Source organism: Pseudorhizobium tarimense (assembly GCF_022968135.1).
Lineage (GTDB): Bacteria > Pseudomonadota > Alphaproteobacteria > Rhizobiales > Rhizobiaceae > Neorhizobium > Neorhizobium tarimense.
In genome coordinates this window covers 34,112-47,007 of the sequence record NZ_JALJRA010000028.1, presented here as the reverse complement: position 1 = coordinate 47,007, position 12,896 = coordinate 34,112, and the positions used below count along the sequence as shown (strand labels likewise).

At 61.2% G+C, this 12,896-nt stretch carries 12 protein-coding genes; 9 read left to right on the top strand and 3 right to left on the bottom strand.

Going from position 1 to position 12,896, the window contains the following annotated elements:
* The first annotated feature begins 134 nt into the window (after window positions 1–134).
* Together MUU54_RS22880 and MUU54_RS22875 are read left to right on the top strand one after the other, a co-directional pair.
* The gene (locus MUU54_RS22880; protein ID WP_247246265.1) at window positions 135–1,355 is read left to right on the top strand and encodes an IS256 family transposase; all 1,221 of its coding nucleotides are present in this window, start codon (window positions 135–137) and stop codon (window positions 1,353–1,355) included.
* A 294-nt stretch (window positions 1,356–1,649) separates the two neighbouring features.
* Window positions 1,650–1,832 carry a hypothetical protein gene (locus MUU54_RS22875; protein ID WP_247246264.1) on the top strand — a complete coding sequence of 61 codons (183 nt, stop codon included), beginning with the start codon at window positions 1,650–1,652 and terminating at the stop codon, window positions 1,830–1,832.
* 92 nt (window positions 1,833–1,924) lie between these two features.
* Here the strand turns inward: MUU54_RS22875 and MUU54_RS22870 are convergent, their stop codons facing one another.
* The 3 genes from MUU54_RS22870 to MUU54_RS22860 form a co-directional block, all read right to left on the bottom strand.
* Entirely contained in the window at window positions 1,925–2,200 is a 276-nt protein-coding gene (locus MUU54_RS22870) for a BON domain-containing protein (protein ID WP_247246263.1), read from the bottom strand.
* Between the two features lie 29 nt (window positions 2,201–2,229).
* Window positions 2,230–4,200 carry a hybrid sensor histidine kinase/response regulator gene (locus tag MUU54_RS22865; protein ID WP_247246262.1) on the bottom strand — a complete coding sequence of 657 codons (1,971 nt, stop codon included), beginning with the start codon at window positions 4,198–4,200 and terminating at the stop codon, window positions 2,230–2,232.
* Between the two features lie 117 nt (window positions 4,201–4,317).
* Window positions 4,318–5,250: a LysR family transcriptional regulator gene (locus tag MUU54_RS22860; RefSeq protein WP_247246261.1), complete on the bottom strand. Its 933-nt coding sequence runs from the start codon at window positions 5,248–5,250 to the stop codon at window positions 4,318–4,320.
* A 170-nt stretch (window positions 5,251–5,420) separates the two neighbouring features.
* On the opposite strand from MUU54_RS22860, the gene MUU54_RS22855 reads away from it, so the two are divergent.
* The 7 genes from MUU54_RS22855 to MUU54_RS22825 all read left to right on the top strand — a co-directional run bounded on the left by MUU54_RS22855 (window position 5,421) and on the right by MUU54_RS22825 (window position 12,787).
* Window positions 5,421–6,629 (top strand): ABC transporter substrate-binding protein, encoded by a 1,209-nt coding sequence (locus MUU54_RS22855; protein ID WP_247246260.1) that lies wholly within the window; start codon window positions 5,421–5,423, stop codon window positions 6,627–6,629.
* Between the two features lie 6 nt (window positions 6,630–6,635).
* A complete protein-coding gene (locus MUU54_RS22850) occupies window positions 6,636–7,418 on the top strand; it encodes an ABC transporter ATP-binding protein (protein WP_247246259.1) in 783 nt (260 codons plus the stop codon).
* A 1-nt stretch (window position 7,419) separates the two neighbouring features.
* Window positions 7,420–8,121 carry an ABC transporter ATP-binding protein gene (locus tag MUU54_RS22845; protein ID WP_247246258.1) on the top strand — a complete coding sequence of 234 codons (702 nt, stop codon included), beginning with the start codon at window positions 7,420–7,422 and terminating at the stop codon, window positions 8,119–8,121.
* Between the two features lie 2 nt (window positions 8,122–8,123).
* The gene (locus MUU54_RS22840; RefSeq protein ID WP_247246257.1) at window positions 8,124–9,011 is read left to right on the top strand and encodes a branched-chain amino acid ABC transporter permease; all 888 of its coding nucleotides are present in this window, start codon (window positions 8,124–8,126) and stop codon (window positions 9,009–9,011) included.
* A gap of 1 nt (window position 9,012) precedes the next feature.
* Complete coding sequence (locus MUU54_RS22835) at window positions 9,013–10,014, top strand: branched-chain amino acid ABC transporter permease (RefSeq protein ID WP_247246256.1); 1,002 nt, start codon at window positions 9,013–9,015, stop codon at window positions 10,012–10,014.
* 83 nt (window positions 10,015–10,097) lie between these two features.
* A complete protein-coding gene (locus MUU54_RS22830; RefSeq protein WP_247246255.1) occupies window positions 10,098–11,693 on the top strand; it encodes a GMC family oxidoreductase in 1,596 nt (531 codons plus the stop codon).
* Window positions 11,694–11,707: 14 nt separating this feature from the next.
* Window positions 11,708–12,787 (top strand): enoyl-CoA hydratase/isomerase family protein, encoded by a 1,080-nt coding sequence (locus MUU54_RS22825; RefSeq protein ID WP_247246254.1) that lies wholly within the window; start codon window positions 11,708–11,710, stop codon window positions 12,785–12,787.
* Window positions 12,788–12,896 lie beyond the last annotated feature (109 nt).

Below are 12,896 nucleotides of genomic sequence, written 5' to 3'. Positions count from 1 at the left end.
ACAGACCGCCGTCGATACCGACACGCGCCTGATCGTGCATCACGCGATCACGGACGAGCCGACAGACCGTCGCCAGCGGGACTGTCAGGAATTTCGTGTACGGGCGTGCATAATGGGTTTGAAGGAGATCACCCATGGCACGACGGAAAGAACCGGTTATTCCGGACGCAATATTGGATCAATTGCTCGGCGGGGCTGACGCGAAGACGGCGTTTGATGGCGGCGGGCTGATCGACCAGTTGAAGAAGGCGTTGGCCGAGCGGGCGCTGAACGCGGAGATGGATCATCATCTCTCAAGTGAAGGTTCCAGTGGCAACAGCCGCAATGGCTATGGGAAGAAGACGGTTCTGACGGATGATGGGTCTCTGGAGCTCTCCATACCGCGAGACCGGCAATCGAGCTTTGATCCGCAGCTCCTGGCCAAATATCAGCGGCGGTTTCCCGGCTTCAATGACAAGATCATCTCGATGTATGCGCGAGGTATGAGCACCCGCGAGATCGTCGGTCATGTGCAGGAGCTCTACGGTGTGGATGTCTCTCCCGATCTGATCTCGGCGGTGACGGATGCGGTGCTTGATGAGATCGCGGCCTGGCAGTCGCGACCGCTGGAGCCGGTCTACCCTCTGGTGTTCTTCGATGCGCGTCGGGTTAAGATTCGCGACGAAGGCACGGTGCGTAACAAGGCGGTCCATGTTGCTCTCGGCGTGCGCGGCGACGGAACCAAGGAAATCCTCGGGCTTTGGGTCGAGACCAACGAGGGCGCCAAGTTCTGGCTGCGGGTGATGAACGAGCTGAGGAACCGCGGCGTGGAGGATATTCTCATTGCCGTCGTGGACGGGCTGAAGGGCTTCCCCGATGCCATCAATGCAGTCTTTCCGGAAACGGCCGTGCAAACCTGCATCGTTCACCTGCTCCGAAACTCGCTGGATTTTGCCTCCTGGAAGGACCGGAGGGATCTGGCCCGTGCGCTGAAGCTGATCTATTCGGCCGTCGATGACACGGCCGCCGAGGCTGCCCTGACCTCGTTCGAGGCCGGCTTCTGGGGCCAGAAATTCCCGGCTATCGGCCAGATGTGGCGACGCGCCTGGCAGGAGGTCATTCCCTTCTTTGCCTTTCCCAGGGACGTGCGCCGGATCATCTATACCACGAACGCCATAGAGGCTCTAAATTCCAAGCTACGCCGCGCCGTCCGTGCAAGGGGACATTTTCCATCAGATGAGGCGGCGACCAAACTCCTGTATCTGGTCTTGAACAGATCGGAGAAAGAGTGGAAAATGCCAGCAAGAGAATGGGCTATGGCAAAATCCCAATTCGCCGTTCTCTTCGCGGACCGCTTCCAGGCCGCGAGGGCGTAAACAGAAATGTTCAACCGCACGCCCGTACACGAAATTCCTGACAGTCCCTCGCCAGCTTCATCCAATGGCCAGCGCCACGAAGGAGAGCCTCGACCTCGACATCTTGACGGTCGTGGCCGACAAGGGCTTCGACAACGGCGAGCACGCCAGCGCCTGCGAGCGCGATGGCATCGTCGCCTGCGTGCCCTCGCAGCGCTCGATCAACAATCAGGGCGACGGCACGCTGTTGACCGCACCGCTTTCGCCTACGATACCGCAACCGACACTCTCGCCTGCCCGGCGGGCCGCACGCTCGTGCGCAAGCAGCTCCACCGCAAGAAACGCAACGTCACCTACGTCTCGCAGGACTGTTCCGGCTGTGCGCTCAAGCCGTCCTGCACCACCGCCGAACGGCGCACCGTCAAGCGCCACCTCGATGACGATGCGCTCAACCGCATGGATGCCCGGGCCATCAACATCCGCACCGCCGCCGCCTGAAACCAAAAGAGGCCCCGGTTAAACCGGAGCCTCCATTCAGTTTCCACACAGCCTGCAGATGATCCGGGCCTTCTTCGTTTAGCTGTAATGGCTTAGGCGATCCTGCCGGTCGTCACTTCATTGCGAACATCTGAAACGCCTGCAATGCTGCAGGCTACTTCTTCGGCGCGCACAACCTCGCTCTCATACATCACCGACCCCGTCAGGATGATGGTCGTTCCCTCGGCAACAACATGAATGCCGGTTGCATCGATGCCACCTGCTGAGCCCAGTGCATCGGAGACCGCACCTTCAAGTGCAGCCTCCGGCGGATACTCCTTCTCAACGACCGGGGGCTCCTCGTGGAAACTCTGGTGTTTGAAAACCATGACATTCTCTCCAAGGGTAAACTGTCGATTCAACGCGCGGCGGCGGTTTTTTGTTCAGGACATCTGTGCATGGCAAGGGCAACCGCCTCCGCCAGTTGCTCCTGCGAGAACGGCTTTGACAGTTTCGGCCACTGGTCTCCGTTACCGGACGGGAGTTCGGCATATCCCGTGGCGAGGATGATCGGCAGGTGAGGCCACTGTGCGTTGATCCGTTCCGCCAGCTCCGCGCCGGTCATGCGTGGCATGGAATGGTCGGTGATGACCAGATCCACCGTTCCGGCTGTGCCGAGCGTCTCCAATGCCGCCTGACCATTAAAGGCTTCGATTACCGTGTGCCCCAGATCCTCCAGCATCAGCGTCGTATTCATCAGCACCAGGGCGTCGTCATCGACGGCAAGGACGGTGAGAGGACGTCTGGCATGATCGTGCTCGATGCATGTCCTGGTTCCGGGGAGGGACTCATTGGCCGGTGTTTCGTCTGCGTCTGCATCCGCAGCAGGCAAGACGAGCGAGACCGTGGTCCCTTTGCCCTTGGTGCTCTCGATCAACAGGCGGCCGCCGGACTGTTCCGCCAATCCCTGCACCATGGAAAGCCCCAGCCCGGTCCCCTTGCCGACCCCTTTGGTGGTGAAGAAGGGGGTCGTCGCATGCTGAAGCGTTTCCGTGTCCATGCCTTCTCCCGTATCGCTAACGGAGATGCGCACGAAGGCAGCATCTGGACTCAATCCCGCCAACCCTGGGACGGCATCGGCGCGCACGCTTATGCTTCCGCCGTCAGGCATGGCGTCACGCGCATTGACGATGAGGTTGAGGATCGCTGTCTCCAGTTGCACCGGATCCGTTACCACGGGCGGCAGAGCCTCTTCGAAGTTCGTTTCGAAGGAGATGCTGGCTCCGATCGATCGTGGGATGAGCTCCATCATGTCGGCAATGACCTGCGGGACGCCAACCGCGGTCATGTTGAGGTTCTGCTTGCGCGAATAGGTCAGCATTCGCTGGACAAGCGCCACACCGCGCTCCGCACCCTGCATCGCATTGTCAAGCAGAGGCACCAGCGACGGATCTTCCGGCATTCTCTTCTTCAGGATCTCTAGGCTGCCAAGCACCGCCATCAGCAGATTGTTGAAGTCATGCGCGATGCCGCCGGTAAGCTGGCCGATCGCCTCCATCTTCTGTGCCTGGAAAAGATCTTCCCGAGCCTGATTGAGAGCTTTCTGCGCCTCTACCTTCTCTGTGATGTCGCGCGTCACCTTCGCGAAGCCGATCAGGCTGCCGGTTTCATCGCGGATTGCGTCGATGACGACATGCGCCCAGAAGTGCGAGCCGTCCTTGCGCTGACGAATGCCTTCCTTCTCAAAGCGTCCTTCGCGCCTTGCCGTTTCGAGCCCTCGCTCCGGAACGCCCGCAGCCCGGTCCTCTTCGGTGTAGAAGCGTGAGAAGTGCGAGCCAACGATCTCCTCGGCGCGATATCCCTTGATGCGTTGGGCACCAAGGTTCCAGTTCGAGACATAGCCGTCCGGATCGAGCATGAAGATTGCGTAATCCGAGACGCCTTGTACCAGCATCTGAAACTGCTGCTCGCTCTTCTTCAGCTCGATCTCGGCGCGCTTGCGCTCAGTCAGGTCACGGGTGACCTTTGCAAAACCCAGAAGATCTCCTGAAGGGCTCCAGATAGGGTCAATGATCACATGGGCCCAGAAGCGGCTGCCGTCTTTGCGGACTCGCCAGCCTTCATTTTCGAAGCGGCCTTCTGTCTGGGCAACGCGGAGCGCACGGGCGGGCAACTCCACGGCACGATCTTCTTCTGTGTAGAAGCGGGAAAAGTGGTGTCCGAGGATTTCTTCCGTCCGATAACCCTTGAAACGCTGAGCTCCCGGGTTCCAACTGCTGATCCGTCCGCTCGGATCGAGCATGTAAATCGCGTAATCAGTGATGGCGTCGACGAGCAGCCGGTACCGCTCCTCTTCGTTCAACTTCACCTGTGCAAGACTGTCCCTCAAGGCATGCTCCCCCACCACCAACGCGTGGCAGTTAACCCCAATCAATTTCTGATAGCTGCTTTTGTTCCGCCCCACTTAAAATTTTCTTTCGGCGCGATTTTAGAGGCTTGGCTGCTGCTATCTGGCATTGGCCATCAGTTCACCCTTTCGGAGGAAGACGTCCTGGCTCGTATGCACAGCAGAGAAGATGAAATCCGCCACCAGACGCACGCGTGGCACATGGCTCAGGTCCTTGTGGCAGACGAGCCAATAGTTTCTCGTGAGTGTCAGCTCCTCCGGCAGCAGGATCTGAAGATCCGGTTGATGCCGCGCGATGAAGTGGGGCAGGACGCAAAGCCCCAGGCCGCTCTTGGCCGCTGTGAGCTGAGCGAAGATGCTGGAACTCTGGAAGTGCGGCTTCAAGCTGGGATGAACGTCGCGCATGTAATCGAGCCCCGGGGCGAAGATCATGTCCTCGATATAGCCGATGAAGGGGTGCGCCAGCAGGTCGTCTCGACAGGTGATCGGCGGGGCTTTGGCGAGATATTCCCGGGAGGCATAGACGTTCAGCACGTAATCACTGATCTTTTGGGTCTTGTAAGGTCCGCCCTTCGGCGGGTCCAAGGTCACCGCAAGATCGGCTTCCTTGCGCGACAGGGACATGATCTGCTGGATCGTCACCAGTTCCAGCGAGATGTTCGGGTGCTGCGTCTGAAACTCGCGCAGACGGTGGCTAAAGAAGAAGTTGGCAAACCCTTCGGGCGCACTGAGCCGGATCACCCCCCTCTGGGCGGTGGTGCCAGCAGCGACGTCGGCCTGAAGCCGCTCCGTTTCCGCTTCGATCTTCTCTGCTGTCTCGATGAAGCGTTGCCCGATGGCCGTCAGGACATAGCCGCGGGGGTTGCGCTCGAAAAGCTTTACCTTCAGCGAAAACTCCAGGCGATCGATACGGCGGGAGACGGTTGCGTGGCTTGTTCTTAAGTGTCGGGCGGCGGTGGAAAGTTGGCCGGTTCTGGCGACCGCCAGAAAATACTGCAGGTCGTCCCAGGTGAAGTTCGGATTGGTGCTCATCCCGCCATTCTGTTCAAATATGCACAGGCTCTGTTTGCAATTAGTTGCTGAAATCGCCTTGCGTCAACCGGCGAATTCCGAAACGATGGTGGATGGAATGGTCGTCTTGAGGAGGACGGTCTCCCAAATTTGAACAGACTCGCACTCTGCATTCTCTGGGAGGAGAAATCATGCGAAAGAACCTGATTGCGTCGCTTGCAATTCTGCTGGCGGGGAGCACGGCTGCGCTGGCTCAGGACGCCGTGTCGGACGGCAAGGTCAAGATCGGCATCCTGAACGACCAGTCCGGCGTTTATGCCGACTTCGGCGGCAAGTCGTCGGTGGAGGCCGCCAAGATGGCCGTGGAGGACTTTGGCGGCACGGTCCTCGACATGCCGATCGAGATCGTTGACGCCGACCACCAGAACAAGCCTGACATTGCTTCCAACATCGCACGCCAGTGGTACGACACCGAGCAGGTGGATGCGATTATGGAGCTGACAACCTCATCCGTCGCTCTCGCGGTTCAGGCGCTGAGCCGGGAAAAGAAGAAGATCGACATTGTCACCGGCGCGGCGACCACCGATCTGACCGGCAAGCAGTGCAGCCCCTACGGCTTCCATTGGGCCTATGACACGCACGCACTCGCTGTCGGGACCGGTGGCGCTCTCGTGAAGCAGGGCGGCGACAGCTGGTTCTTCCTGACGGCGGACTATGCCTTCGGCTATTCGCTCGAGGAGCAGACCAGCGAGTTCGTGAAGTCGGCCGGCGGTAACGTCGTGGGCTCGGTGCGCCATCCGCTGGCAACCAACGACTTCTCGTCCTTCCTGCTGCAGGCGCAGTCTTCCGGGGCGAAGGTGATTGGCCTTGCGAACGCAGGTCTCGACACGGCAAATGCAATCAAGCAAGCGGCCGAATTCGGCATCACTGCCGGTGGCCAGAACCTGGCGGCACTGCTCTTCACGCTCGCTGAAGTTCACGGCCTGGGTGTCGAAGCGGCACAGGGGCTGACGCTGACGGAAGGCTACTACTGGAACCTCGATGAGCAGAGCCGTGAGTTCGGCAAGCGCTTCTTCGAGCGCACGGGCTCCATGCCGAACATGGTCCATGCCGGCACCTATTCGGCCGTCATGCAGTACCTGAAGGCTATCAAGCAGGCGGGCACCGACGAGACCGAGGCGGTCGCCAAGGCACTGCACGAGATGCCGGTTGACGACTTCTTTGCCCGTAACGGCAAGGTCGGCGCCAACGGCCGTATGATCCACGACATGTATCTGCTGCAGGTGAAGAAGCCGGGTGAAAGCGACGAGCCGTGGGACTACTTCAACGTGCTGTCGACCATCCCGGGCGACGAAGCCTATATCGACCCCGCCAAGAGCGGTTGCGAGCTGGTGCAGTAAGCCATCATGGCGCAAGCTGCAGTCCAGCCCCATAACGAGCCGCGGGTGGTCCTTTCCGCCCGCGGTCTCACAAAGATTTTCGGCGCCTTCGCCGCAGTGAAGGACGTCGATCTCGATGTGCGCCACGCACAGGTGCATGCGCTGATCGGACCAAACGGGGCGGGCAAGACCACGGTCTTCAACCTGCTGACCAAGTTCCTGCAGCCTTCTGCCGGAAGCATCAACCTTCTTGGAACGGACATCACTCGCACTGCACCCGACAAGGTGGCGCGCATGGGCCTCGTTCGCTCCTTCCAGATTTCCGCCGTTTTTCCACACCTCACGGTGCTCGACAATGTGCGCGTGGCGCTCCAGCGCCCCAACCATCTCGCAACGCAGTTCTGGCTGCCGATGGCGTCATTGAACCGGCTCAACGAGCGGGCCGAGGAACTGCTTTCCGCCGTTGGTCTCTCGAACGAGCGGAACGCGCTCGCGGCCGATCTCTCCTATGGTCGCAAGCGCGTGCTCGAGATAGCGACGACGCTCGCGCTCGACCCGAAGGTGCTGCTGCTCGACGAGCCGATGGCCGGGATGGGGCAGGAGGACATCGGCAACGTCTCCAGCATCATCCGCGAAGTCGCCAAACAGCGCGCGGTCCTGATGGTGGAGCATAATCTTTCAGTGGTGGCCGACATCTGCCATCACGTCACAGTGCTGCAGCGCGGCGAGATTCTTGCGGAAGGCGACTACGCCACCGTCAGCCAGGATCCGCGTGTGCGCACTGCCTACATGGGCACGGAGGAGGCGTGAGATGAAGACGCTGCTCCAAGTCACCGGGCTCAATGCCTGGTATGGCGAAAGTCACGTGCTGCACGGCGTCGACATGACGGTTGGCGAAGGCGAGATGATCACCATTCTCGGCCGCAACGGCGTGGGCAAGACGACCACGCTCCGAACGATCATGGGCATCCTGCGCGAACGAAAGGGCCAGATCATCTTCGACGGCAAGGACATGATGGACGTGCCGCTGCACCGCACCGCACATGCGGGCATCGGCTTCGTGCCGGAGGAGCGGGGGATTTTCGCGACCCTCACGGTCGAGGAAAACCTGATGCTGCCGCCGGTGGTCGCCGGCAACGGCATGTCGCTCGACGAGATCTACGATCTCTTCCCCAACCTCCAGGAGCGCCGCCATAGCCCGGGCACCAAGCTGTCGGGCGGCGAACAGCAGATGCTGGCGATCGCCCGCATCCTGCGCACTGGCGTGCGGCTGCTGATCCTCGACGAGCCGACGGAAGGCTTGGCACCCGTTATCGTTCAGCGAATCGGCGAAGTCTTGAGGAAATTGAAGGATCGCGGGATGACCGTTCTTCTGGTGGAACAGAACTTCCGTTTTGCAAGCCGGGTCGCCGACCGCTTCTACCTGATGGATCACGGGCAGATGGTGGCCGATTTTCCGGTCGGGGAATTGCCGGAGCGGATGGACATGCTGCACAGCGTGCTGGGGGTCTGAACATGACGATGATCTTCGGTATTCCCATCCAGGCATTTCTTGGCCAACTGCTGATCGGTCTCATCAACGGCTCGTTCTATGCGCTGCTGAGCCTCGGCCTCGCCGTCATCTTCGGGCTGCTGCGCGTCATCAATTTTGCGCATGGCGCGCAGTACATGCTCGGCGCCTTCGTCGCGCTGCTGCTCCTGCAGTATTTCGGCATCAACTATTGGCTCGCGCTTATTGTCGCGCCGGTCATCGTCGGCGTCCTTGGCGCGATCATCGAACGTACGATGCTGAGCCGGCTCTACAAGCTCGACCACCTCTACGGACTGCTCTTCACCTTCGGGCTGGCGCTGACGATCGAGGGCACCTTCCGCTATCTCTATGGCGCGGCCGGCCAGCCTTACTCGGTGCCCTCTGCGCTCGCAGGCGGCACCAACCTCGGCTTCATGTTCCTGCCGATCTATCGCGGCTGGGTCGTGGTGATCTCGCTGATCGCCTGCATCGGAACGTGGCTTCTGATCGAGAAGACGAAGCTCGGCTCCTATCTGCGGGCAGCCACGGAAAACGCAGTGCTGGTGCAGGCCTTCGGGGTGAATGTGCCGCTGCTGCTCACCTTCACCTACGGCTTTGGCGCGGCGCTTGCTGCGTTCGCCGGAGTGCTGGCCGCTCCGATCTACCAGGTCTCGCCGTTGATGGGCAGCAATCTCATCATCGTCGTTTTCGCCGTGGTGGTGGTCGGCGGCATGGGCTCCATCATGGGGGCGATTATCACCGGCTACATGCTGGGCATCACGGAAGGGCTGACGAAGGTCTTCTACCCCGAGGCGTCCAACATCGTCATCTTCGTGATCATGGCGATCGTACTTTTGATCCGGCCAGCCGGCCTTTTTGGACGGGATGCTTGAGATGAGCCACGTCGCACATTCCACGAACTCCAAACCGGCGGCAGAGCCCGGTGTGAAGATTACCACCAGCGCGACCATCTTCCTCCTTGCGGGGCTCGCCCTGCTGGTGGTTGCGCCGCTGTTCTTCTACCCGATCTTCCTGATGAAGCTTCTGTGCTTCGCGCTGTTTGCCTGCGCCTTCAACCTGCTGTTGGGGTATACGGGCCTCCTGTCCTTCGGCCATGCCACCTTCTTCGGCGGTGCGGCCTATTTTACAGCGCATGCAGCCAAGGTCTGGGGCTGGACTCCGGAGCTGGCGGTTCTGCTCGGCGTCGTCGGCGCAGCCCTTCTCGGTCTTGTGATGGGCTTCGTCGCGATCCGCCGCCAGGGCATTTACTTCGCCATGATTACGCTGGCGCTGTCGCAGATGTTCTTCTTCTTCTGCCTGCAGGCGGGCTTCACACAGGGCGAAGATGGTATCCAGCAGGTGCCGCGCGGCTACCTGCTCGGGTTCATCGACCTCAGCGTCTCCACCAACATGTATTACTTTGTGCTTGGCGTATTCGTCATTGGGCTGGTGATCATATGGCGCTTCATCAATTCGCCGTTCGGCATGATCTTGAAGTCGATCCGCGAGAACGAGGCGCGGGCGACCTCGCTCGGCTACTCGGTCGCGCACTACAAGCTCGGTGCATTCGTGATGTCGGCGGCGCTGGCGGGCCTTGCGGGCGGCGTGAAATCGCTTGTCTTCCAGTTTGCAACGCTGACGGATGTCGCATGGCAGATGTCGGGCGAGGTGATCCTGATGACGCTGCTCGGCGGTATCGGCACCTTGATCGGCCCGATCTTCGGCGCCGGGCTCGTCGTGACCCTGCAGAACTACCTGGCAACCTCCGACTTTCCCGTCACGATCATCACCGGCGTCGTCTTCATGGTCTGCGTGCTGCTCTTCCGGCGCGGCATCATCGGTGAGTTCTATGCGTCCCGCGTCGGGCGGTGGCTCGGCTTCGAGCATCGCCACTAGCAAAAGCGTTTCCGTCGAGCGGGTCGGATGGACGCCTGAGCGGAGGCTGAGCCCTCAGTCATTGCCAGGCCTTGGAGAAGTGCATGGAGCGGTATGACTACATCGTGGTGGGAGCAGGCAGCGCCGGCTGCGTGCTGGCCAACCGCCTTTCCGCCGACAGCCGCAACCGGGTGCTCCTTCTCGAAGCGGGCGGGACCGACAACTACCACTGGGTTCACATCCCGGTTGGTTACCTCTACTGCATCAACAATCCGCGTACCGACTGGTGCTTCACCACGGAACAGGAAGAGGGGCTGAACGGTCGTTCGCTGTCCTACCCGCGCGGCAAGCTCCTCGGTGGATGCTCGTCCATTAACGGCATGATCTACATGCGCGGCCAGGCGCGCGACTACGACCTCTGGCGGCAGATGGGTTGTGACGGCTGGGGCTGGGACGACGTGCTGCCGTATTTCAAGAAGTCGGAGGACCACTACAGGGGAAGCGACGAACTGCACGGCAGCGGCGGCGAGTGGCGGGTGGAGAAGTCGCGCGTCCGTTGGGCGGTGCTGGACGCCTTCCAGAAGGCGGCCGAGGAGGCCGGCATCCCGATTACAGAGGATTTCAACCGCGGCGCCAACGAAGGCTCCGGCTATTTCGACGTCAACCAGCGCTCTGGCATCCGCTGGAATACGTCGAAGGCCTTCCTGCGCCCGGCAAAGAGCCGGCGGAACCTGAGGGTTCTGACCAAGGCGCATGCGCGGCGGCTGATCGTGGAGGAAGGGGAGGTGCGCGGCGTCGAGTTCCAGCACAACGGCACGGCCAAGCAAGCGCTCGCGTCCCGCGAAACCATTCTCTGTGCCGGGTCGATCGGCTCACCGCAGATCCTCGAGCTCTCGGGCATCGGGCGCGGCGACGCCCTACAGCAGGCGGGCATTGAGGTCGTCAAGGAAGTGGCGGGCGTAGGTGAGAACCTGCAGGACCACCTGCAGCTCCGCATGGTTTACAAGGTGAGCGGCGTGCCGACGCTCAACGAAAAGGCGTCGCGGATGATCGGCAAAGCGGCGATTGGCCTCGAATATCTCTTCCGGCGTTCCGGCCCGATGTCGATGGCGCCGAGCCAGCTCGGTATCTTCACCCGCTCGGGCCCTGAGAAGGAGACACCGGACCTGCAATATCATGTGCAGCCGGTTTCGCTCGATAAGTTTGGCGATCCGCTCCACGGCTTCCCGGCAATGACCGCGAGCGTCTGCAATCTACGTCCCGAAAGCCGCGGGTCGGTGCACGTCAAGACCAGCGACTTCGCGGCCGCCCCTGCCATCAAGCCCAATTACCTGTCGGTGCAGGCGGACCGGGACGTTGCGGTGAAGGCAATCCGGCTCACCCGGAAAATCATCGCCGAGCCGTCATTCGCGCGGTATCACCCGGAAGAGTACAAGCCGGGGCCGGAGTACCAGAGTGAAGAGGATCTGTTGCTGGCTGCAGGCAACATCGGCACCACGATCTTTCACCCGGTCGGCACCGCACGCATGGGCGCCGACCCCGACAGTGTCGTCGATCCGAGGCTGAGGCTTCGTGCCCTTGGCCGTTTGAGGGTGGCGGACGCCTCCATCATGCCCAATATCGTTTCCGGCAATACGAATTCGCCCACGATCATGATCGCCGAAAAGGCGGCCGAGATGATCCTGGCCGACAACCGGTGACAGGGAGACGAAGCATGCAGGGATCAGCGGCTACCAGCGACGAAGTCATCCTGGAGCGCATTGGTTCCGCCGCCGTCATCCGGCTCAACCGGCCGAAGGCGCTCAACAGCCTCAACCTCGCCATGGTGAGGACCATGTGTGCGGCGCTAGAGGCTTTCGCCGACGACGCGGACGTATCGGTCGTCGTCCTGACGGGCGAGGGGGAACGGGGGCTCTGCGCGGGCGGTGACATCCGGGTGCTGTACGAGATGGGGCGTGCCGGCGACGCGGAGACCACACGGTTCTGGCGAGAGGAGTTTCCGCTGAACTACCTGATTGCACATTATCCCAAGCCCTACATCGCCTTGATGGACGGCATCACCATGGGCGGCGGCGTCGGCCTCTCGTCCCACGGTCGGCATCGGGTCGTTACGGAGCGGACGCGGCTTGCCATGCCGGAAACGGGCATCGGGTACTTTCCGGATGTCGGCACAAGCTGGTTGCTGCCAAAGGCGCCCGGAGAGACCGGCACCTGGATGGGGTTGACCGGACTTGAGGTGAGCCCGTCCGACGCTATCTTCGCCGGACTTGCCGATGACTTCGTACCCGCCGAGCAGTTGTCCGAGCTGGTTAAGGCGTTGAGTGGACTGGCGCCGGAGGCGGATGACGAGGCGGTTGAAGCCGTGCTGAGCTGGTTTGCGACCGCGCCCGGCGAGAGCGAACTTCAGAAACATCGCACCCTGATCGACCGCTGCTTCGGCCATGACAGCGTCGAGCAGATCATATCCGACCTGGAGGGGGAAGACGGTGATTTCGCGCGACGCAGTCGAGAAGCGATCCTCAAGCGCTCGCCCACCAGCCTGAAGCTGACCCTGCGTCTCTTGCGTGACGGCCGAAACAGTTCGGGTCTCGTGGAGTGCCTCGAGCGGGAATTCGGTGCCGGAACTGAAATCCTTTGCCACCACGACTTCTACGAGGGTGTGCGGGCTGCAATCATCGACAAGGACCGAAACCCGAAGTGGTCGCCGCCGACGCTCTCGGAGGTAACGCCTGACGACATCGCTCCCTATGTTGAGGGTAGGCACGGGACGCTCTTCCCCGAGCACCGGCTTTAGCATCGCTTTTTCCGAACCAGGACCTCCGGTAGCCGGCACCGGTTGATCCATCGCCGAACGTGTCTCGAAAAGAACAGAATTTCTAAGGCCGGGCCTGCTGAGGGTTCGC

Bases quoted from the DNA above. Each gene is read 5' to 3' on its own strand.
- MUU54_RS22850 (WP_247246259.1), top strand. From the start codon at position 6,636: ATGGCGCAAGCTGCAGTCCAGCCCCATAACGAGCCGCGGGTGGTCCTT.
- MUU54_RS22825 (WP_247246254.1), top strand. From the start codon at position 11,708: ATGCAGGGATCAGCGGCTACCAGCGACGAAGTCATCCTGGAGCGCATT.
- MUU54_RS22835 (WP_247246256.1), top strand. From the start codon at position 9,013: ATGAGCCACGTCGCACATTCCACGAACTCCAAACCGGCGGCAGAGCCC.
- MUU54_RS22830 (WP_247246255.1), top strand. From the start codon at position 10,098: ATGGAGCGGTATGACTACATCGTGGTGGGAGCAGGCAGCGCCGGCTGC.
- MUU54_RS22860 (WP_247246261.1), bottom strand. From the start codon at position 5,250: ATGAGCACCAATCCGAACTTCACCTGGGACGACCTGCAGTATTTTCTG.
- MUU54_RS22855 (WP_247246260.1), top strand. From the start codon at position 5,421: ATGCGAAAGAACCTGATTGCGTCGCTTGCAATTCTGCTGGCGGGGAGC.
- MUU54_RS22845 (WP_247246258.1), top strand. From the start codon at position 7,420: ATGAAGACGCTGCTCCAAGTCACCGGGCTCAATGCCTGGTATGGCGAA.
- MUU54_RS22840 (WP_247246257.1), top strand. From the start codon at position 8,124: ATGACGATGATCTTCGGTATTCCCATCCAGGCATTTCTTGGCCAACTG.
- MUU54_RS22880 (WP_247246265.1), top strand. From the start codon at position 135: ATGGCACGACGGAAAGAACCGGTTATTCCGGACGCAATATTGGATCAA.
- MUU54_RS22870 (WP_247246263.1), bottom strand. From the start codon at position 2,200: ATGGTTTTCAAACACCAGAGTTTCCACGAGGAGCCCCCGGTCGTTGAG.